This is a genomic window from Acinetobacter sp. NigerLNRRAM0016, assembly GCF_054112845.1.
Genome location: NZ_JBSYVT010000008.1, coordinates 13,972 through 35,278 on the forward strand (window position 1 = coordinate 13,972; position 21,307 = coordinate 35,278).

Annotated in this window: 25 protein-coding genes; 9 read left to right on the forward strand and 16 right to left on the reverse strand. The window is 38.7% G+C overall.

Translation table 11 applies throughout. The features are described from left to right. Positions 1 to 2 precede the first annotated feature (2 nt). Positions 3 to 200, reverse strand: coding sequence for a hypothetical protein (locus tag ACWQ4X_RS07170; protein ID WP_004282105.1), 198 nt, complete (start codon positions 198 to 200; stop codon positions 3 to 5). A 389-nt stretch (positions 201 to 589) separates the two neighbouring features. Here ACWQ4X_RS07170 and ACWQ4X_RS07175 point away from each other — a divergent pair, with 389 nt between their 5' ends. Then, on the forward strand, positions 590 to 877 hold the full coding sequence (locus ACWQ4X_RS07175) for a BrnT family toxin (protein WP_279969830.1): 288 nt from the start codon (positions 590 to 592) through the stop codon (positions 875 to 877). Continuing rightward, complete coding sequence (locus ACWQ4X_RS07180) at positions 864 to 1,178, forward strand: BrnA antitoxin family protein (protein ID WP_004282216.1); 315 nt, start codon at positions 864 to 866, stop codon at positions 1,176 to 1,178. Before ACWQ4X_RS07175 ends, ACWQ4X_RS07180 begins: the two co-directional genes overlap by 14 nt. A 92-nt stretch (positions 1,179 to 1,270) precedes the next feature. Here ACWQ4X_RS07180 and ACWQ4X_RS07185 read toward each other — a convergent pair whose 3' ends face one another. Beyond that, positions 1,271 to 1,606 carry a hypothetical protein gene (locus ACWQ4X_RS07185; protein WP_005006304.1) on the reverse strand — a complete coding sequence of 112 codons (336 nt, stop codon included), beginning with the start codon at positions 1,604 to 1,606 and terminating at the stop codon, positions 1,271 to 1,273. 134 nt (positions 1,607 to 1,740) lie between these two features. Here ACWQ4X_RS07185 and ACWQ4X_RS07190 point away from each other — a divergent pair. Further along, positions 1,741 to 2,906, forward strand: a protein-coding gene (locus ACWQ4X_RS07190; protein ID WP_340475247.1) for an IS3-like element ISAba22 family transposase whose coding sequence is annotated in 2 segments (ribosomal slippage) — positions 1,741 to 1,999 and positions 1,999 to 2,906 — 1,167 coding nt in all. Because the reading frame shifts where the segments join, the coding sequence is not laid out codon by codon here. Positions 2,907 to 3,022: 116 nt separating this feature from the next. On the opposite strand, the gene ACWQ4X_RS07195 is transcribed toward ACWQ4X_RS07190, so the two are convergent. After that, the gene (locus tag ACWQ4X_RS07195; RefSeq protein ID WP_457903223.1) at positions 3,023 to 3,316 is read right to left on the reverse strand and encodes a hypothetical protein; all 294 of its coding nucleotides are present in this window, start codon (positions 3,314 to 3,316) and stop codon (positions 3,023 to 3,025) included. Between the two features lie 220 nt (positions 3,317 to 3,536). Between ACWQ4X_RS07195 and ACWQ4X_RS07200 the strand changes: the two genes are divergently transcribed. From ACWQ4X_RS07200 to ACWQ4X_RS07220, 5 genes are all read left to right on the forward strand, one after another. Then, positions 3,537 to 3,944 carry a hypothetical protein gene (locus tag ACWQ4X_RS07200; RefSeq protein ID WP_005005986.1) on the forward strand — a complete coding sequence of 136 codons (408 nt, stop codon included), beginning with the start codon at positions 3,537 to 3,539 and terminating at the stop codon, positions 3,942 to 3,944. A gap of 65 nt (positions 3,945 to 4,009) precedes the next feature. Further along, positions 4,010 to 4,480, forward strand: a complete 471-nt coding sequence (locus ACWQ4X_RS07205) for a hypothetical protein (protein ID WP_005005983.1) — start codon at positions 4,010 to 4,012, stop codon at positions 4,478 to 4,480. Positions 4,481 to 4,491: 11 nt separating this feature from the next. Continuing rightward, on the forward strand, positions 4,492 to 5,442 hold the full coding sequence (locus ACWQ4X_RS07210) for a hypothetical protein (RefSeq protein WP_457903224.1): 951 nt from the start codon (positions 4,492 to 4,494) through the stop codon (positions 5,440 to 5,442). Positions 5,443 to 5,973: 531 nt separating this feature from the next. Further along, positions 5,974 to 6,288 carry a hypothetical protein gene (locus ACWQ4X_RS07215; protein ID WP_024160774.1) on the forward strand — a complete coding sequence of 105 codons (315 nt, stop codon included), beginning with the start codon at positions 5,974 to 5,976 and terminating at the stop codon, positions 6,286 to 6,288. 13 nt (positions 6,289 to 6,301) lie between these two features. Further along, positions 6,302 to 6,679, forward strand: a complete 378-nt coding sequence (locus tag ACWQ4X_RS07220; protein ID WP_024160775.1) for a hypothetical protein — start codon at positions 6,302 to 6,304, stop codon at positions 6,677 to 6,679. Positions 6,680 to 6,734: 55 nt separating this feature from the next. On the opposite strand, the gene ACWQ4X_RS07225 is transcribed toward ACWQ4X_RS07220, so the two are convergent. The 9 genes from ACWQ4X_RS07225 to ACWQ4X_RS07265 all read right to left on the reverse strand — a co-directional run bounded on the left by ACWQ4X_RS07225 (position 6,735) and on the right by ACWQ4X_RS07265 (position 12,303). Continuing rightward, positions 6,735 to 7,721 carry a hypothetical protein gene (locus ACWQ4X_RS07225; RefSeq protein WP_024160941.1) on the reverse strand — a complete coding sequence of 329 codons (987 nt, stop codon included), beginning with the start codon at positions 7,719 to 7,721 and terminating at the stop codon, positions 6,735 to 6,737. Positions 7,722 to 7,859: 138 nt separating this feature from the next. Further along, entirely contained in the window at positions 7,860 to 8,369 is a 510-nt protein-coding gene (locus ACWQ4X_RS07230; protein WP_005005975.1) for a hypothetical protein, read from the reverse strand. Between the two features lie 276 nt (positions 8,370 to 8,645). Then, entirely contained in the window at positions 8,646 to 9,098 is a 453-nt protein-coding gene (locus ACWQ4X_RS07235) for a hypothetical protein (RefSeq protein WP_005005931.1), read from the reverse strand. A gap of 5 nt (positions 9,099 to 9,103) precedes the next feature. Then, the gene (locus ACWQ4X_RS07240) at positions 9,104 to 9,523 is read right to left on the reverse strand and encodes a hypothetical protein (protein ID WP_000145713.1); all 420 of its coding nucleotides are present in this window, start codon (positions 9,521 to 9,523) and stop codon (positions 9,104 to 9,106) included. 9 nt (positions 9,524 to 9,532) lie between these two features. Continuing rightward, the gene (locus ACWQ4X_RS07245) at positions 9,533 to 9,904 is read right to left on the reverse strand and encodes a hypothetical protein (protein ID WP_005005929.1); all 372 of its coding nucleotides are present in this window, start codon (positions 9,902 to 9,904) and stop codon (positions 9,533 to 9,535) included. Then, entirely contained in the window at positions 9,901 to 10,443 is a 543-nt protein-coding gene (locus ACWQ4X_RS07250; RefSeq protein WP_005005928.1) for a hypothetical protein, read from the reverse strand. Before ACWQ4X_RS07250 ends, ACWQ4X_RS07245 begins: the two co-directional genes overlap by 4 nt. Further along, entirely contained in the window at positions 10,436 to 10,942 is a 507-nt protein-coding gene (locus tag ACWQ4X_RS07255; protein WP_005005926.1) for a hypothetical protein, read from the reverse strand. Before ACWQ4X_RS07255 ends, ACWQ4X_RS07250 begins: the two co-directional genes overlap by 8 nt. A 12-nt stretch (positions 10,943 to 10,954) precedes the next feature. Beyond that, positions 10,955 to 12,043 (reverse strand): DUF6685 family protein, encoded by a 1,089-nt coding sequence (locus ACWQ4X_RS07260; RefSeq protein WP_042892355.1) that lies wholly within the window; start codon positions 12,041 to 12,043, stop codon positions 10,955 to 10,957. 86 nt (positions 12,044 to 12,129) lie between these two features. Continuing rightward, on the reverse strand, positions 12,130 to 12,303 hold the full coding sequence (locus tag ACWQ4X_RS07265; protein ID WP_005005921.1) for a hypothetical protein: 174 nt from the start codon (positions 12,301 to 12,303) through the stop codon (positions 12,130 to 12,132). 409 nt (positions 12,304 to 12,712) lie between these two features. Between ACWQ4X_RS07265 and ACWQ4X_RS07270 the strand changes: the two genes are divergently transcribed. After that, on the forward strand, positions 12,713 to 12,898 hold the full coding sequence (locus ACWQ4X_RS07270; protein ID WP_058952567.1) for a hypothetical protein: 186 nt from the start codon (positions 12,713 to 12,715) through the stop codon (positions 12,896 to 12,898). Positions 12,899 to 12,938: 40 nt separating this feature from the next. Here the strand turns inward: ACWQ4X_RS07270 and ACWQ4X_RS07275 are convergent, their stop codons facing one another. From ACWQ4X_RS07275 to ACWQ4X_RS07290, 4 genes are all read right to left on the reverse strand, one after another. Further along, positions 12,939 to 15,731 carry a type IV secretion protein DotL gene (locus tag ACWQ4X_RS07275; RefSeq protein ID WP_042892356.1) on the reverse strand — a complete coding sequence of 931 codons (2,793 nt, stop codon included), beginning with the start codon at positions 15,729 to 15,731 and terminating at the stop codon, positions 12,939 to 12,941. 122 nt (positions 15,732 to 15,853) lie between these two features. After that, positions 15,854 to 19,036 carry a hypothetical protein gene (locus ACWQ4X_RS07280; protein ID WP_457903225.1) on the reverse strand — a complete coding sequence of 1,061 codons (3,183 nt, stop codon included), beginning with the start codon at positions 19,034 to 19,036 and terminating at the stop codon, positions 15,854 to 15,856. A 61-nt stretch (positions 19,037 to 19,097) separates the two neighbouring features. Further along, positions 19,098 to 20,300: a hypothetical protein gene (locus tag ACWQ4X_RS07285; RefSeq protein ID WP_125297403.1), complete on the reverse strand. Its 1,203-nt coding sequence runs from the start codon at positions 20,298 to 20,300 to the stop codon at positions 19,098 to 19,100. A 10-nt stretch (positions 20,301 to 20,310) separates the two neighbouring features. Continuing rightward, positions 20,311 to 21,072, reverse strand: a complete 762-nt coding sequence (locus tag ACWQ4X_RS07290; RefSeq protein WP_228141528.1) for an HNH endonuclease signature motif containing protein — start codon at positions 21,070 to 21,072, stop codon at positions 20,311 to 20,313. Positions 21,073 to 21,307: the final 235 nt, after the last annotated feature.

Below are 21,307 nucleotides of genomic sequence, written 5' to 3' on the forward strand. Positions count from 1 at the left end.
CTTTAATTTTCCAATAGTTGACCAATCTCTAAAGCTGAATAACCACGTTCTTTAAAGATCAAAATAATTGCTTTTTTATAATCTTCAGAAGTAGAGGTCTTATATTTTGTTATAAGTTGAATTTCAGAATTAAGCTGAAGGTCATTTTTTATCGTCAACACTTCCGTAGAGACTTTATTAAAAATCTTGAAATTAAACATACAGGCGCTCTTTATCAATATTATAGCGGCCCGACTACAACAAATACCTGCCTTAGCTCAGCTAGACACCCTTGGCTGCAAGGATTACAAATTAGACAAGATTCTGCAAGTTTTGCTCCATTGAAAGTATGAATATTCAACTAAAGAAGGTTCCATTTAACATAATGGGCGTTATACGAAATGCCTTTTTAAATAGTTCTATTTATCAAACACTTAATTCAATAAAACCAAAACCAAAAAGATCAAAAAACACACGCTTTAACAACTCGTGTGTTTTTTGATCAACTTTGTCATATTTTGCCACTAATTTTGACCAAAAATTACGCTTTTCAGCTTGAGTGATACAATTTTGTGATACATTATTGTATATACAAATTTGAATGTTTTTTATGGAACAGTATTTCGAATGGGATGAGGCAAAGAATCGAAAAAATCAAAAAAAACACGATGTCTCTTTCGAAACGGTAAGCCTTGTTTTTGAAGATCCATTGAGGATCTCAATCCAAGACAGACATACCGATGGCGAAGAACGTTGGCAAACCATTGGAAAAGTAAAAGGCGTACTAATGCTCTTAGTAGCTCATACCATCTTTGATGAAGATGACTGTGAAATCATACGAATCATTAGTGCAAGACAGGTAACCAAAACGGAGCGAGATAAATATGAGCATGGTTAGATACTCACGCAAAGAGCTGAATGAAAAATTCAGCGACAAGCAAGATGCTGAAATTGAACGCTTGCTTGCTAAAGGTACAGTTCCTGATGATCAGCTAGATCTATCAGATATTCCTGAAATTACTGATTGGAGTAATGCTGTACGCCATAATCAATTTTATCGCCCAGTGAAGCAACAAACTTCAATTCGGTTAGATGCTGATGTACTTGCTTGGTTCAAAGCACAAGGTAAAGGTTATCAAACACGAATGAATGAAATTTTGCGGGATGCCATGCTAAAAGAATTAAAAAATCATCAATAAAAAAGGGAGCCTAAGCTTCCTTTTTTGACTTCGCATAACGTGTATTATGTTAGTTTGAGGTAAATTAAATTATTCAGCTCTAATTACTAATTCTATTTTTCTTTATTACGATTGTATCTACTAGTAGGACATAGAATACTATTTTCTTTAGTATGAACAACATTAATTAGCTTAGCTAGTTCGTCTGCTTTTTTTTCAAAAGTTTCTTTCCTTTCGAATTTTTGTCTTAATGTTAATGGAAATAGTCCCATTTTTATTAACCGTATTTCATTCTCTAAAGCCCCCCAACTTGAGGAAACACTCCACGGATCATTAATATCAATAAATATTTTTTTTCCTTCAATATCATCAATTGCATACAGTTCATGACCATATTTTTCTGAATACTCTTCCTGTAGACGATCAAAGTACTGTTTATCACTATTCATTTCTTATTCCCCAATGCTAAGAATTTCATAAGTAACTAAAGATTACACCAGTAGTTTGAGTTATATAATGATGTGTGCTGAAAAAACAGGAGGTTTTAACTTGGTAAACTAAACACACTCATCAGGAGTTTACCATGAGCAAGAAACACAAGACTTACACCACAGAATTTAAAGCTGAAGCCATCAAATTAATTGAAGCCAATCAAGGCAATATCTCGGAAACAGCTAGACAACTTAGCATTTCAATGCAAACTCTTTCAAATTGGAATACCAAAGCAAAGGCTGGAACTTTAGCAGGTACAAAACAGTATTCACCTGATCTAAACGCTCTACTCGAAGAAAATAAAAAACTCAAACAACAGCTCAAAATAGCTGAAATGGAACGTGAATTTTTAAAAAAGGCAGCAGCGTACTTTGCCAAAGAAAGTCAGTAAGGTACGCCTATATGAAACAAAAAAGATATTCTTTTCCAATTACCTTAATGGCTCGATTACTTCATGTTTCAGTTTCATGTTTTTATGATTGGCTCAAGAGAGGCGTGAGCAAAAGAACGATTCAACGAAATCAACAGACGATATTGGTGAAAATAGCCCATGAGGAGACAAGGCAGAGCTATGGTTATATTCGATTAACCAAATACTTACAAGCTCAGGGCATAAAAATGAGTATGTACGCTGTACGTCAGATAAAAGCGCTGAACCACCTGTATTGTAAGCGACACAAGCGTTTTAAAAGGACTACGAATAGTGACCATAATCGAGCGATCTATGAAAACCTGCTGGAGCAACAATTCTCAATGACTAGACCAAATCAAGCATGGTCAAGTGATATTACGTACATATGGACTGTTGAAGGATGGCTGTACTTAGCAGCGGTAAAAGACCTTTACACGAAACAAGTGGTTGGCTATAGCTTAAATGAGCGCATGACAGCACAGCTTGTTTGTAATGCGCTAAATATGGCTATTCACAATCAAAAACCAACCAAAGAACTGATTGTGCATTCAGACAGAGGAAGTCAATATTGCAGCCATGAATATCGAAATATACTTGAGCAATATGGTTTTCAAGGTTCAATGAGCAAGCGCGGAGACTGTTACGATAATGCACCGATTGAAAGCTTTTGGGGAATACTGAAAAATGAGTTAGTGCATCATTACAACTATCAAACCAGAGAAGAAGCCAAAGCAGATATTATAAAATACATTGAATTATTTTATAATCATCGAAGAATTCAAAAGGGTTTGGGTTTTAAGACACCAAATCAAATGGCCGAAGACTTTTATAAGTTGGCTGCCTAGAATCTCCCAAGGGAAAGTCTCCTGATAATTCAGCGTATATCAATCATATCCCTTAAAGGCAGATTTAAATTTAGACTCCATTTTTCGGAGCTGCATTCTCTTATCACGAGATGGCTCTAATTCAATATCCCCAATGAATTGAGAATTGCAATAAGATCTTGTTCAGGTGTATCAGCAAGCACCGTCACGTTATAGCCACCTCTAAACTGGTGTAATTCAGCACAGTACTCAACATCAGACGCCGTGAGTACCAATTCAACATCAAAATATTGAATCACTTTAAGCACCTGGTACTTTGCTTTAAAGAATCCGTTGTTTTCAGCTAACTTCATCGCTTCAGCAATGGTGATGTTTTCAAGCACAAGACGGTCTTGAGCTGGTTCATCTTCATATGTTTTAAAACTTAACAATTTAATTAAACTTAATTAATTAACTAATTGCTCGTTAAATTATTCTTAATGCATTACGGCGATACGGCTAATAGAAAAATCATATTAGTACGCAAGCGATGTTTTTTAATTGATTAAAAAAGATTGAAAATCTTATTTTTCGAGAAAAGTTTGCCAGGTTGTGTTTTCCCATAAAATGAAACTATCAAAAGCAGAAAGCTTAAAACTTGGAGTGAACAGCATGTCAAATTTAAACGCTCAATCAGTACAGTTACAAGGCACTTTATACATCGGTTTCCCTAAAACTTTTAGCGGTGCTCACATGGAAACATTGTTTGATGAAATCTCAGATTACATCGACAACAACTGTGATTTAACCCTTGCGGATCTTCAAGCGGATAGTGACTATGCTCAACTTCAATTTCAACAGCACATGCCGACATTGGCTGATAAAACAAATTTCTTCTTCATGGACGTTGAAATCTACGTTGCAACATTAAAAGAAAACTTTGGTCATACATCAGTACTCGACCAAGTTACCTCAGTAAATATCTTTGGCAAAAACCTTGAAGACATTTGCACGTTAATGGCTCAAAACGGCTACGCATACGACCGTATAGAAGATTGTTGGTCACGCGAACTTTCTTAATTCAATTCACCCATACGCACGGATAACGTGCGTATGCCACTGAATCACATTTGAGGATATAAACCATGCAAAACCTAATTACAGCGCATTGCGAGCTAACCATCAAACATGATGAAAAACAGCAAAAAAATGTCGGGCCTGTTGTTGTGACGTTTGGGGCGATCTTTACTGCTGAGTCGGTGAATGAACTGTTTTGCGCTATATGCCAAGACGGAATCAGATTTAAAGCAATCTATAACCCCGACAATATGTATTTTTTACGCCATGAGCTAAGCCCAATTGCTGATTTGTCAGTTAAGACAGACCAAGACGGCAACATTATTGTCAGTGTGATTGCATCCACTAGCCCATATTTTGAGATCAAAGTACTAAAAAATGGTTTTACCAACTCAGACACCTTAAATAGTTCTGCGATTCGCACGTTGGTTCGCAACCATCAAAGCCCATTCCAAGAGCAAATTTCTGACTACTTTGAAACAGACCAAATTTTTAAAACCATGCAAGCAATTTTTGCACACACGTATTTAAGCCGATAAGGAACTTCACCATGACGACCGCTACTGCTACCGCTGAAAAGACCGTGTTCAAACGTGAAACGTTGGAGCTGAAGAACATCCATGTTTACACCCAAAACGACCGCATTAACCAAAAGAGTCGCGTTGGCGACCGTGCATACGACAATGGATTAGTGAAAGACATCCTGTTCAGCCCTATGCTTTGGGCTACCCCTGAATTTTCATCTAGCTATGTTACTCAGATTCAAATTAAAGGCACACGCATTTATGATTCACTTTGCAGTTATACTGGCGTTCGCACCTATTTTTATAAGTTGTCAGACAGTGAGTTTGGGTGCATGTATCAAAAACGTCCGTACCCACAAAACGACTTTCTCTTAATTTTTGCAAACTTAACGCAAATGTTTAACGATGCAGTTTGTTACTTTGGAAACAACAGTAATAAAAACGCTTTTAAAAGTCTAGATTTTGACATCGAATGCGGTGTTTCACAGTTCAATTTACAGCAACGCTTATTAGAGTTTTATAAGAAGTCTAAACGCCAATTGACCATCAGTGAAACAACAAGCGGGATGCTTGGTGACTCGAATCTTCGCTATAACATCTTTGTTCGCAACCAACCAAAATTGGACAAACACGGCAAGCCGTTAAAATGCACCAAAAAACTCATTAAGCTGTACAAAGAGCGTGGCACAGTTGCGATCTATGGCGGTGACTGCATTTCACCACTCAAGCTCGTTAAACACCAACAAATCAAGCTAGAGAGCGAAAATGGCAAGTTTTCATATACGACTGACTTCATCACGTTGTACTCAGTAGAACAAGACATGTACACCTTATATATTCCCTATTCAGTACTTAATGAAAGCTACGGAACAACTAATAAATTTTATGGTTTGCATCTCACCCAAGAAGAAGCAGAAAAAACCATCCCGAAATTATTAGAACGTACTCAAAAGTATTTAAACCATAAAAAAGGTTAATACCCTTGCGTTGATCAGCTAATTGATCAACTGCTGGCTTTATAAACGCAAACGATGTTTTTTTAATTGATTAAAATAATCCAAAACTTAATTTTGATAATTCAGCACCCATAATTCTACTAATGCATTTCCATCAAGCCTTAATTCAAACCATATTCAATTAACAATGAATTAACACCACTACGGCGTTATTTCTTAAATGTGGTATATGGCTTTACCCACCCCCTACTCGTCTATGGCTAATTGTTCCAGTGTCAGTCAAAAAATGAAATATAATTCATTCTCAAAAATGAGAATCTGTTCACAAATGGGAACGCGAAGCAGCCTTAATTTTAAAAATACCAGTTCATCTAGACTAAATTTGAGTAAGTCTGATTAATATTGAATAAAAAACCTAAGTTTTTCGCCGTATGTTTTAATCTTCAAGGGTTTAACTTTAATGAAATTTTTTTAAATAAACTAATTTAGTGGATTTTGACCGTTATAATGGTTTTATCTCGAGGCATATTGCCTTAAACTTGGAGCCGTGTGATGTTAAAACTATCTAGTATCTTTTCTCATGAAGCTAGGATTGAATCCCTTGTTATTCAATTTGAAGCCGATTATCAAACTGCACTAAAGCAAGGTTTAGATATTTACTTTGGCGTTGGCTATGCAACTAATGAGGATAGTCAATCTATACAGGCGTATCTTGTGAAAGATAAGGAGATTTATAAAAAGCATTACTGGAGTTGGGAATACCCAAGAACACCACACAAAATTGAAAAAACTAAAGCTGAGCACCGCCATTGGTTAAACCTAGCTGATGTACGAAACGCTGCGCTCGAGGCGAATATTACAAAATAAAAAGGTAATCTAAATGATAAAAAAAAGTGTGGGTTTTGAACGTGCTTCTGATGTTCAAGCCATCGTTTACTCAGTAAAAGATGGATCTGCAGTTTTTGTCGTACCAAATGGCTTTGTGGTGCTGGAGGTTCCATTGTCACAAACTCAAGCCGAGTACTTCAAGATGTATGAGAAGTCACCTAATGTATTTGTGTTGTACGGTAAGGCAAAATTCCATTACGTGTGTGATTGTGAAGTTGAACTGGTTGGCTTTAGTATAGAAAAATCTAAGCTAACAAATCAATTGGTCAATCCAAGCTTATTTAGCCACATTGATAAACCTGCAGTCAGTATAGATTGCATCTATGATGATATGTCTGCACCAACTATAAGCCCTGGCTTTTATTGTTAATTAGCTGGTATAAAAGATGCCCGAAATTCGGGCTTTTAATTTGTCTGAAGACAAGTTATTTCAACTCGCACGGCGCTTTAATTCTGATGTTATTTGCCCAAGAATAAACATCCGAACCTTTTTGTGGGAAAGGCTGACTCTTAGAATACTGCAACCAACACACCGAATTATGGGTTGGATCTTGTGCCTTACGTTTTTCACGTAATTTAATCAGGCTTTCTCTTAACGCTGCAGTATCGTATTTTGGATCAAGTGACATAAAACCTACCGCAAACAGATCCGCATAAGATTCTCGCCATAGTTGCGTTTTACCGCTACTTTCAGCCGTTACAAAGGTAGATACATCATCCATCTTTACTTTGGACCGATCAGACGGCGCAATTGAATTTAATGCTTTAAGTGGCTGGCCAAGTTCACCAGGCACATCGGTCGCACGATCTAAACAGTGAGATAACTCGTGCGCTAATATCAGCATTTCCCAATCGTTGTAGCTTACATCGGTTTTTGCTTCTTTATACATGGTGTTCATGCTGGTTTTAGACATATTCACCAGGCAATATCCTGTACTAGATCTTAATGAAGCTGGAGAAGCTTGCGGTATATCTAAGGAAGTTAAAGCCCAACTTTCGTTAAAGTCACCTAACACAAGTGGCGCGTTGTAGTTTTCCTTGGCAAACTTTTGTAGTTGATTGAAGTTACTACCCGGTACCATCGCAGCAATATGGTCATGGTTGAACTGTTTCTTTTCTAGCGTTTTGAAACACCATATAAAACCATATGACAGTAGAAACATTAGGAGTGGAACAACAGCAACAGAGAGCATAAGTAGCTTAAAGTTTTCGTCTAGTCGCTTGGTTCGGTCTTTGGTCTTAATATAAGGTGTTGCCAAGCACCAGCTGAGCACTACTGTCATCAATATTAAAATAACAAGAAAAGTCATGGTGTAGCCAACTGGTTCAATAAACGTAAAGGCAATCCACGCATAACAAGTTAGGACGGTTAAGGTCCACAAAATGATGTTTAAAATGATTTTTGTTTTCACGCAGTTAGCATCCCTAATCTATAAAAATAAATGTGGCCCATTAAACGGGCCATATTGAGTCTGTTCTCTTCATCATCGCCAATGTGGTCGATATAAATAATTAACAAATCATCAAAGCTAAAAACTTTTCTTAAAAATTTAAGTTGGCTGCACACCAGGATAATCGTTGTAGTTGCCATCAATAAATTGATTGGTCGATTTACTGACATCATACCAAATCGGCATGCATTTCGACTTGTCACTTTGATCGATGGCCATGTATGGAAGTCCTAATTCGTTTTGAATCAATTCAGCACCCATAAATGGCTCAAGAACCTTCATAGGAATGGAAAACAAACACTCAACATACCCATTATCATGAATGACCTTCCGACTGGCTTTAGAAGCACTGTCAAAGCGCAATGCATTCCACAAGTGAGAAGCTTCATTGATGGTATGTGGTTGTTTTAGGTAATTAGGATTTTCAGACGCATAGATCGACAGTGTATTCACATCAATCATCAGCTTAAGTACACCTGAACCGACCATATGTTCAATCGGTATATACAGCATGATAGCGCCGTATCCTAAGCTTCGTTTTTTAGCATCTGGATGTTCACCAATACCACCAATAACGCTATGAATAAGAATAGGTAGAGTTGTGTTCATTTTATAAACCTTTCAATAGTTTTGTAGCTCTTTATACATTTGATACCGCGTATAGCAGATATATAACACGGCGATGTTAATAGAGATTGCATGAAGAATGATGATCAGGTTGGCACCCGATAATTCATCATATAAGGGCGAATAAAACGCATAAACGACTGAGAGTTCAGACATTAAAATCCAAAAAAAGCGGATAGAGGGGATATATTTAAAAGCTTCACTTTTTGCTTAATTTGTTTTTGCTGACTCATATTTCTCACCATTAGATTACAGCCATTAATATTGATTAATGATTTCATCCATCACATAAATTGAGTAGTTGTACTGGTCTAAGCGATATTTGCTTTCTTCAGTATGTTCACTGGCCAATGCTTGTAGTTGAGTTTCGTTCATGGAAGAAGCATAGCGGTTACGGATTGATTTAAGCTGGCTCAATTCTAAACGTCCAGTACTCTTGGTCAGATTGCTGACAGTTGTGAATAGATCCTGGTCATATTCTTGCAATTCACCATACAGCCAAGCAAGGTGTTCTGCATTGATGTATGGGTTATTTTTTTCATAGTAGTTTTTCAGTTTGAATAAACTCAAACCACATATGAACACAGCAACCATAAGGCTAATGACAAGCCCCTCACCGAGTTTAAGTAGGTATAGGAATATAAAGATACTAATCACGCCAATGGCAATAGAGATATATCGCATGGTTTGATTTTGGAACATTTCTAACATGGGCATTACTCACTTTTTGTAATGTTGTTTTGATAAAGATGGTCTATTTGAGCGATGGCAAGTTTCATGCGTTCCGTGGTGCAAGTCAGGTCGTCATCAAAACGATGGTTGAATTCAACAATCCCCTGTTCTTCCATGTCTTGCATTTCACGCTTAGCATTACTTAAGCCTTTTTCTATACCAACCAGATTCAAGTTAAAGAAGTCTTCTAGTAGCTTTTCACTCTCAATGATTTGTTTGAGCTCAGTAACATAGACTTCAGTTTTCTTTTTGCTGATTTCCGCAGCCATCGCATAACGAAAGTTGCCGTTTACAACAACAGTTTTGAGATCTGGTGAATATTCGTTGTATTCACTTGGAATTCGACTAACGGACTGGACGGCGTGACTCCAGCCATACTTCTGAAAATATTCAATTCCCGTCATGGTATATACCTACGATTGTTCTTTTTTAAGTTCAATAACAGCCAATAACGCTTTGTTTTGGCGTTCCAATTCATATTGTTTTTGACGGTCTACATTTTGGCGATCGAAAAGTTCTCTAATCTGCTGTTTGTAGTGGTTGTCATAGTACGAATAGGCTTTACGTTCTGCTTTTCTACGTGCAATGCGAACTTTGGGATGCCAGTTGAATTCTTTGTCGTCTGCATAACCCCTCATGAACTCAACCAGTTTGCTATCACCACGCATTTTACAAACCTTAATGAAGCCCATTTCTAAAACTGTAATTGGCGCACGGCGCGGATCTCCAAACTCCCAACGCCGTTTAATCCCAAAGCCACACATCTCTATTTGAACCGTAATCATGGTTTAACCTTTATCAAATGTTTGAGCTTCTGGATCTTCGACATTAAATCTGGACCATCACTTTCATGGTAAACAAGGTGTTCATTAACGAATGTGATAAAAGCATCCAATTCAGTTTGAATCGTTGCCAATTGATTGCGTAACCACTGGCATGTGGCTTCATCTTGTTTTATCGCCGTTTCAAGCAATCCTCTCGCATGTTCATAGGCATTTGCCTCACCTTGCGCCACCATATCTGCAGATGATTTCCAATCGCCCCATTTCTTATTCCAAAAGTCATCGAGCAACTGCAGTAATTTTTCCACTTCCAATTGGTCATCGCTGATGGCTGGTGTTTGCATTTGATAGATAGATTTTTTAGTTTCTACTTCACTTTGCATCCAACCATCACGAAAAGCTTCCCATTTCGCCTGATGCACCCAAGAAGAATAATTGCCACTGGCCAACAGACTACCGACCACGCCGTATCTATTTTCAAAAGCGCTACGAGCTTCAATTTCTGAAGCAATGTTTTCATTAGTATTTTGCGTATCAATCATGCTGACTATCCCCATGAAGCAAAGGCACTTGTAATGAGATTTTTGTTTCCTTCATCTCATGAAGTTTTTGAATCGCACGTTCTGGATCTATCACCCATGCATCAAAGAGAAGTTGAGTGACAAAAGAAAACTTCTCACCAACTTTGCGGAACGGTGCGCCGTGGCTATTCAGGAATTGTTCAAACACAAGATATTGCTGTTCGATGGCCTGGTTAAGTTCAAACAGGTCAATACAGCCCTCTAGCAAGTTGTACTCACCTGAAGCATTCGGCATAAACATCCATTTACGCTCATGGGTTAAGCCATCTACATGTAGGTAGGCATGTTTGTTGAGACTAGTCCACTCAGGTTTCATCATGACGTAGGTGTTGTACTCGTCATCTTCAAGATAGTTGTAGTGGGTAGCATCAACGGGTTTCTTTGCTAAAACAGAAATGGCCTGTTCAAGTGTCAGACCGAGAATGAGTGCATGTGGTGTAGTTGATGATTGGTGATCCATATTCCCTACCCCTTAGATTGTCGGGCTAGTCGGTTTAGGACCACTCAAACAAACTTCGTTTTGAACGTGATTGTAGATCTCAGCCAAGTGAGGGCGTGTGCTAAAAAATTGATCTTTTGATGTATCAGAGAGGTTAGCACTCATGATGGTGAGTAGTGCTTCATTTTTGAATTGCGCTTGAACCGCCGTCTTTAATGCACCATTCAATGAAGCATGCAGATTGTTGAATAGCGAAATAACACGGGCATTCTGATCATTCTTTTTGAAGAAGATAAAATTAACTTCACGTTCACGGAAAAACACCAGCTGATATTCAAGCCCTGATTCTGATAAATCATTCCCCATATCAATCAATGCATCATCTGGTACGGCGAACGCAGCGTATTTTGAATCAAAGTTTTGAAGTGCTTTATTTGAGATTAGATTCAAACTTACTTTGCCTTGAATCGGCACACATTGGCTCAGTTTCTTAGCCAAGTAATGTGCAGCAGCCATGTGATGTGATCCACCAGCATTTTGAACAAAAATCTTAGGACTCCAGCCATAGATAAAAAATTGATCAGTGGTTGTATCTGGAGAGTTCAATAAACGGATTTCTGGCCATAACAACATTCGATCTAAATTTTCCATACTCACATCACTAATGTAATCAGGGCATGCGTTTTTTACAAAATCATCAATGCTACGGTACTGGCTTAAATCCGACTTGGAATTTGAGAAGCCCCCAATTTCAGATAGGTCAAGTAAGCATGGTGTTTCAAGATGAATGATTTCTGCAAAAATCGGGTTAAATACTTCAGCCAATTCTTCAGCAAAGGTAGAGATGTAGAACGGCTTATGATTTTGCGTATCTTGACCAAGGTAGCTGATGGAATCGTTATCTTTGGCATGTGGATTCAAAACAATGTTTTTGCCTGGTACAAAATTAGTAGGAGATATACCAGTCATACAAAGAGAATCTTTGATTTGATGAAAAGGGAAAACATCGGTCATGGCGATGCTGTCAGAATTGACTAAACGGGTATCAATAAAGGGTTTTAACTTGAGATTCTTATAAAGCTTATGTTTTGCTGAAAATACCGAAAGTAAAGTGTCTAACATTTTAAGCACTCCATTGATTAATGCTTTATTAAAACTAATAAAGATATATTAATACAGAAAGTGCTTATAAGTATTTTTTTGGAAAATTAATTTAAGAATTGCGGTTGAGTGGTATTAGTTGCAAGTGGTTGTACGGCGTTGTTATCGACAGACTTTGAGTACTGTTGCACTTCAACAATTCGCACACCTTTAACGTGTAAACGTGTTTTATAGTCAGTCATTCCAAGTGTTTGTAAGTTTTCTAGCTGTTCTTTAGTCATTGCCTATATCCTGTATATTGGATGTGATTTAAGGGCAATTTAATTGATGTATTAAGGATTGTAAAGGGTAAAACACAGTTCATTAAACTTTTTATGAAATGGTATATACCGATTAAGCCTAAAACAAAACAAGGTTTTAAGAAGTGGTTTAGTTATGTTTAAGAATATGCACGTTAAAACTAAGTTATTATATTAAAATGCATCTAAACTAGGGTTAAAACCAAACTGGATGCCAATATGTGTTCAAACATTGAATCTTACGCCGTGAACCTATCCAATGTACCTAAAGCTATCTCTTGCTTGAATATGTATGACTTTCAAACGTTAGCACTAGGACCAACCTATTTACCCCGATTTATCACTTGCAGATCGCCACATTCCATATACGGCGCTATTGGTTGCATTTGATGTGAATGCGTCTGAAAAGTTTCGCTTAATCGAAATGATGGTGCCTGAAGCCATTCCGCTGTCGCAGTTGTTGTTATTGGCCATATTCAATGAAACGCCGTATAAGAGCGAATATGAAATAGCCCAATACATGCCGAGTGATGAATTAAGGCGTATTAAGTACAAACAGCTCACCCAAAAAAACTAAAGGCTGGATAACCAGCCTTATGTCTTCTACATGGATGCGTTTAGTCATCCTTTTTTTTGATTGTAATGCCTGATCGTAATGAAGCTGAAGAACCTTTTGAACCAAGTATCACCAACAATTTTTCAAAAGTAACGCATTCGTGCGAGAACGGGTTTTTCATCAAAGCTTTTTCAAACTTAGCTGCATACTGTTGTTCTACGAATTCCATTTCATTTTTAGTGCTATGTGAGATGGCTTGATCAAGACTGGCTTTGTTTTCCGCAATGTATTGTGTCTGATCTTCAGGTTTTACATGGCGTGGTATCTGAACAAGCTGATATTCAGTAATTGGCGCAACGGTTAAGTCATATCCTGTTAGGATCTCTTTCAATTCATCATAGTAGCTGTCTAGGTTCATTGGTGTGATAACGGCGCGAGTCACAGTTTCAACATCACTTTCCTGTTGAGCCTGTTCAGGTTCGCTTATACGTTCACCATAGATATTAAATTCAGCATCAAGATCCGCATTGTTGTAAGCACCAGCTTGTACTTGAGGTGAAATGTCAGAATCTTTACCGAAGTACTGGAACTGTTTTCGCTTCTCAATAATCTGGTCTTTAATGTTTGCTTCTTTTTGTGCTGAAACAATACTTTCACGGTGTTTTTGTTCTTTGGAGATTTCACCTTTCGCCGTGGACGAAGACATTACTGTTCTTTGACCAGGTGCCATCCCTTCAGGTGTGATGGATTCAAGACGTCTTGCTTCAAGAATCTGATGTACAAAATCTTGAGTAAAGTCTTTTACCGTGTTGTTGTTTTCGTACAAGGTGTTATTGAGCTTTCTGCAGATCTCAAAATCACCAAGCGCCGTGACATTGGCAGATGAATTGTTGTCTGTCAGTAGCGTGTGTTTTTCCTCAATCTCATGAATGAAGTCTTCAATTTTTAAAGTAGGATCGTAGATTTCAGATTTTTGGATATTGAAGATTGGGCAAAGGTCATTTAAGCGTAAGTACTTGGGTTGATCACCAGCCACATAGAACGCCAACATTGATACGATTTTAACGTCTGAAGTTTTACCACCTTCCCCTTTAGTTGATATGAGCAAAGTAAATTCGCCGTTGTGCTGTCCGGCAATTTGTTCAATTGTCACACGTTTTTCTTTGGCGAACTGGACTTCTGTTTGTGGTACCGAACGGTTGAATACTAGACCTTGATACATATTGATTGAGTTAACTTTACCTTGCCACTCTTCACCAGCAAAACCATCAACCAATTTGTATGTTGTACTTTCAGCACCCGAAGTAGTACGTCCAATGGCTTTAACGGTCGTGTTACCCCATGTAGCAGCTGCTTCCTCTTTAGATCCACGTTCAATATCTTCAAATGTTTGAGCACCGAACGTAATAGAGAAGTTAAGCGAACGTGCCTGAGCTGGTAAAACCGAAGCACCGACAATAACGATGTAGCCCCATTCGTCCAAAAATAGCTTAAATGAAGTAGTGGCGTTGGTTGGTCGTGCGTCAATAATGGCACGGCGTAAACCTTCCATTTTGTTACCAAGGGAACCAGCCATCATTTGTTTAATTGAGCCAATGATTAATTTTCCGAGCATTTTGAGTGAGTCTGGTGAACGCTCAAGAGCTGGTAATGGCACAGTTAAGATACGGCGGTTAAGTACAACGTCAAAAATATCAATATCACCGCCATGCTCTACACCAAAGATGTGACCATAGTTAAACGTCAAGTCGTTAATCGCCTTGGTTAACTGCATGGTGATATAACCGTGTTGCTCACGGGTTTTGGTTTCTTGTTTCTTTAACTTTTTAGGGTTGCTTGAATAACCAGGTAATGAAACGAGGTAGCCTTGAAGCTGTTCAGCCACACGTTCAAAGTCAATCCCGTATTTATCGTTATGACAAAATACCAATTCTTCAAGTGCTTCAAGTTCCATGTATTGCGTGAATACTTTTGGTGAAAGCTGAATGAAGCCATTGTCACGTAGATAGACCAAAACTCGTGTAAGTGCAGCGATAAAGGCCATCGCACGACCTTTCCACATGTCACCACCGCCACCGCCTGAGTCATCAAGCAAGTTGATCAAGAATTCAATCAACATCCCTGAGCTGGTGTTGCTCATTTGGTTCATTGAGTTGGTCATCTTGTCGGTTTGTGCACGTAGCATGTTACGACCTGAGGTAATGAAGTTGATCGTTAATAGATCCTCATTACGCCCAAAGCGGTTACATAAACGATAGTGGTCTTGTTGAGCCTTGGTATCACCTTTTGCGTCTACAAAGATATAACCTGAGTTTTGTACGTACTGGTTGGCACAGTTACCTAGCATGTATTCTGTTTTACCCGAACCCGTAGTACCTAACACAATTTGATGTGTACGGTCATCGGAGTTGGATGCATAAACAGGTAGACCAGTTTCACGGCAACGACCAAGGTAAGTCACACCCTCACCTTGTAGCTTATCGCGATTGGTACGTGCGTATTCCAAAAAGGCTTTTGGATTGTCCAGTACGTCATCTTTTACGCGTGATGTAATGTCAGTTGACGCATCCAGTGAGTTTGAATGCAACGGCGCACGGAATGGCCACTCAAAAAAGTAATCATTCGGATGTGTGTAGCGTTTTAATAGGTAATACGCGATCCCTATAAATATCTCACCGCCAAACGGAACAACAAACAAAATAACTGCAATAGCACCAAGAACGCCAACCAAATAATTAGCGCCGTCTGGCGCTGTAAGTTTTAAATGGATTTTCTCTAAGCCTGATCGTGTATCACGCTTAAGCGAACTAGGTCTGAACTTTGTTTGTGTGCCGTATTTTTGTGTAGAAGCCATACTTTGCGACCTACTCTTTTATCTTCAGGATAATAGGCAAAGTCGTTGTTTAACGACCTTACCCATATCCAAGCACTTCAATGTATATACCAATTAACGCAAATCTATATAGCTGATTGGAGTTAAGAAGAAACAGCTTCAGACTTACGTTGGTTCAGTAATTTTTTCTTCATGTTTTGCTCAAGTTCATAGCGTTGATATTCAACAACCATCTCTTGTGCCATGGTAGAAATCACTGAAGCAGTTGCTTTGTTTTCGTCAAAGTCCGTGCCTTTATTTTTGGCATTTTTCTCAATCATGGTACGCCGTGTCTTAATCTGGTTCTTCGCACCTTTTGGATAGAATTGTGCAAGGACCTTCAACGCCTTACCACGTTCACCGATAAGGTCATACGTGTAGTTACGGAGCGCACGTTCATCGGGATGTGTACTGAGTGACCATAAAAGGATTGGACCAAGTGAAACGGTATATAAGCCCGAACATTCCATTTTTTCGAGTTTAATTTTACTGAAGTACGTTAAGCCTTGATCTGAGAAACCTACGTTACCTGAACCAAGCGCATCCATTTCTAGTTGAGTTAGACCGATGCTGTCACGAATAGCTTCACGAGATTCGCGTGTACCAGGATCGACAATCACATACGCCGTAGCAAAGCCCACCAAGTCTTTAAAGTCTTCTACTTTGTGAGATGCCAAGTTAAGACGAGCACCCCATTTACGCAATGTACGTGCGTCTTCAGCCAATTCTTCTAATAGGATTGGATCGCCTTTCGCAACGTGCAATTCGTCATAAGACATAATTTTGCGGTCTTCAAGAAGCTCATTAATCAGTTGGGTTGCATATTCACGATAAGCTTGTGGGAATTTTGGAATATCGTCACGGCTCACGGCGAACTTACGTTTAATGAACATCCGTACAATCTGGAAGAATAGCGATGTAGTTTTAGGATCTGATGATGTCGCAACTTCGTTTAAGTCGATAGAAGCTACACGAGCGTTACCAATGTCAAAGTTGGTGTGATAGAAGAATGCTGGATAGGTATTTTGTGCAGCCATAATCTGATGCGCCAAAAAGTCCAGTGCTCGTTCATTATCAATATGAACATCACTCCAAACATCTAAAATTGATGAATCAGAAAGTGTTTCAATCATATCGCCAATAGTCGGCATTGCGTAACGGTGAGCCAACGTGCGTCCACGGATCTCATTCATTGAATGGAAAAGATCACGTAGAGCGTAATAAGAAATATCCTTACCTTGTTCAGAATGTGGCTCAATCAGTCCGTGTTTTTCCATGATGCGATCTAGTTCTGGATCTGCAAAGCGCATGTACTTACGTGCTTTATGATCAGCATTCGTATCATCAGCAAAATAGAATGTACGGCGTAGGACCGCACCAATAACGTCAGAAGTGTTTTTGGCTGGTTGCCCTTTCAATTCAGGCGGTGTTACCAATGAACTTAAAAACGCTGTCATTTGACGCATTTCGTAGTTCAACGGGTAGCGTAAGCCCATACTGAATTCAAGCGGATTAATCGCTTCTTCTTTTGAGTTTTTAATACGCTTATAGATGGCATAGTGACGTAGCTCTTCAGGCAATGAATCTTGCACTGTTTCTACTAACCCACGGCTTGACTCACCCACATCGACAATATAGGTCAACGGGATACGTTCGTTACCAGGCATCATGATGTCCTCAAGCATGCCTTTGTTCATTGTGACCGATTTACCCGTACCCGGTTTACCAATGTTAATAGTCGTCCATACAGTCACTTCATTTGAGAACGAATCAAGAATAATCAGTTTACCGTCTAAGGTTTTGTTGAGCTGATGCCCTTTATGGAATGGTGAGTTAATACGTGTCAGCGGTAACATGTAGAACACATCAAACAACGGTGCTGGTGAAATAGGTGCGTGATTACGTACCATCAAGCCCGGTATATGTGATGCCCAAGTCAAAATAGGATCGCCAGCCTGTTCCATGACTTTTGCACCGCCCCACGCTTCAAAACTCTTCCAAAGCTTTTGGCGCCGTCCTACAAGAATGTTTACACCATCTTCGGTATTCGGTGCCCATGTCATCATGGTCATTTGCAGACCAGCAACAGTGTCTACTTGATCTAGGTCATTTTTAGTGGCCATCAAAATGTTACCAGCATTACGAATGGCTTTGTTTTGTGCCGTCATAAAGTGAATAACGCTTGATAACGTGCGTTTCATCATGGTTCCAGCCATACCATCACCAGTAATACAGTAACTCACCGCATATGGGATAGAACGGATGTTACCGTTAGTGTCGTGCGTTTTGGCCTGGTGTAGTAAGCGGAATAGCGTTTCAAACGTATTCGTCTTAGCTGGATATATATCTACCATCAATGGCGCATATACTACGCCGTCAGTGATAACACTTCCCACTGGATAGAATGAACCTTGACTTGTACCAGGTAAGATCGCATTCGTCATGAGTTGTTCTGAGATCGGTTGATACAAAACGTGTGACGCATCATGTTCTGATGGTATTTCTTTCCAACGCATCGGTAAGCGTGTATTCAACATCGGCACAGACAAGGTGAAGTCATCTGAAGTTGAATGTGAGGCAATTTGTTTTTTAATCGTTAGACCAGCTTCAACAACATTCAATACTTCATAGATTGCTGGAAATTCTTCAGTTGAGAGTGAGTTTAAGAATTGTGAGACAAAAGACTCATGGTGTACGTATAAGCTGTCCGATGATTTAAGCATGTCTTGAGCATTGACCGTACTTGGCATTGTAATTTGCGACAGTAGCTTTTTACGGTTTTTTGAGTCTTGAGCTTTATCGATTGGCGATAGTAAGGTTGGCTCAGAGATTAAAGCGATATAACAGCTTTCGTTAAATACACCGCCTGAAATGGTTTCTGTCATTTCATCAATGATGATGTCTAGATTCATCGCACAACGCGCCGTGGTCGCCTTTTGCATGGGGTTCAAGTCATGAATCGCGTATGGCGTCTCATGGTCTACTTTGAACGCTAGATGAATCGTATGTCCACGGTCTTTGAAGTAGTTACGCATGTTGCTCGTCATCAAACCAATTTGACGGCTGAATGCATCACCACTAATTAAACTCTTAATCCCCTTATATTCGATGATCGTAATCATTGCACCAGTTTTTGTGACAAACGTATGTTCGTCCGATACTGTTTCTAAATCGCAATAATCCTCTACGTCAGCTTTCATGCTTTGTAGGAATAACATCAATATAATTTCAATCTTGGAGTAACCAGTCTTTTTATAACCAGACTTCTCAGCTTTCTTCTTACTCATTTAAACACCTTTATTAATTCACCTTTCTACGTCTATCTTTGATTAGACATGCCTTTAAGCATTAAGCACTAAAAAATGGTAATTCTCTTAAAACGTTAATCGCACTGTCGAAATCCTTATTTTGAATTGCGACCTCAAGACTTTTAACAGAGGGTTTTAAGCTTGTATCTAAAACCAACCTTAATAAAAGCTCATAGAAGGTACTGTTAAAAGGGATATTATCATTTTTTGAATTAGTAAATACATCAGTTTTAACGGTTTCGTCCTCTTTTAATTCGACATACTTCTTAAAACTATTTAGATCAAACACTAAACCCTTATTAAGCAGTTGCCAAAACGCCATTTCTAAAACCTCTTGGTTTTCCCCTAAAGTACCCACCTTGAAGTTTAAGGAACCTGTATTTTTAAGTTGGAAGTGAACCTTATCAAGCTCTATGTAGATCTCTTTGTTCTGGTATAAGCCCTGTTCGTGGAAAACTTTAGACACCGATAGCTTTAAGTTTTGGTATATACAAAAAGATTGCAGCGAACACATTTTTAAGTTGCCCGTATCTATCTGGTTTGTCGCATCTTCTACGGACGTTGGTAGGTGTATCATCGGAAAGTAGCGTGTCAGTTCTTCAGACAGTTTCTTTTGTTCCAAAACGCTTATAATTGATAATGGATTGTCAAATCCAAAGTTGGTGCTCAGTAATTTCTTATGCCTCACACTCACACTTTGCTTAACCTGTATTTCAACGTCTAAGCCACTCAGCGCCGTTATTTTGTTTAGGTGTACCAAAGTGTCATCCAACAGCAAACAATCGCTGTTAACGGGGATATTCATCAACAGTAGCGCTTTAATTAGTGGATCTTGAAAATGCCCCGTTGTGTCTTCACCAGTTGTTGTCTGATTCCCTATCGCTATATGTACAACATGGAGTAGCATTAGCGTGTTAGATGTATGGCCAGTGTCGCGTGTCGTTGGTATATACAAATCGTTCAGGAAGTTGAAAGCCTCAGTACCTATAACGCATAAGCGAAATATCGATAGCTGATCGTGCGTTTCCTTTGGTAGTGCATCTATCCCAAGTTCCCAATATTTGTAGATGTATGGACCAATAAATGAGTATTCATCATCATTCAAAATGTCCGTCTCAAATACGCTATCCAATACCGCTATATCATTCACTATGTCAGGCTTAAATGGCTGTAACACTATGCCCGATATAACGTCTTCTAAGCTCATATCTATGTATTCGGTATCTGTTAAGCATTCTGTCATTTATGTGAACTCACTTATCACCCAAACCCTTAAATACATCTAGTGTTTGGTAGTACTCATACTGCTCGTCAGTAAAGATATTCGGGGAAAATACTATGTAGTGGTTTGGCAGATTAAAGCTCTCGTATGCTTCGTCTGATACCTTTTCCAAAGCTTTTGCGAGTTGATACAAAGAAAAGTTTTTGTTCTCTTTGATGGCATTCAAATACCACTCTTTGTACTTGCGGAGCTGGTCTACGTAATCAACGTTCGCTACCAACATATCTTCTTGCTTGGCTTCTTCATATTCAGCCATTGTGTTGAACTTAATGTCCGTGAAGTACAGTTGGGTATCAATTGTTTGGGTTCGTGTCTTAATCGCATTAAACGCCTGTATATCCTCAAACATATTACGTGCGTATTCTGCTTCAGACATCTTTGTAGGATTAGGGCGTTGATGGCGCTTTAACGGCTCTACAAGCAAGCTTTGGCGATGTCGCCGTGCGAACTTAGCAAGCTCAGGATCTTGGTTGTCAGACTTATGCGATAACACCAGTAATGCACGTTGATATTGATTAAAGATCTCTTGAGGTATGTTCGTACTCAATACGCATATTTCAGCTTTCTTTTCCAGTGATAGTGCAAAGATGTGGTTTTGTGCATGGCATAGCGTACAGACCGCTACAATGTTCTCAGCCGTATGGTTGCTATGATCGCCGTCTAAGTGATGTGGCTCTAAAAAGTATTCGTCATAGAAATCACAAAAATAGCATTTAGCTGGTTGTGAAGACATTATTTGCTTTATTGTCTCATTGGTTTTAAAACCATCATGGATAGTTTTATCTTGACGTATCTCTTGCTTGTCGTTTACGCCGTTAATAGGTCTTAAAATACCAAACTTACGGTTTATATGTTTCACTTAAACCCCTTAATACTATTAAGTAAGGTCTAATTAAAACATGTATATACTATTTTTAAAATAAAAAAAGCGCAGCCTAAGCCACGCTTTTAAACTTATTTATTATTGT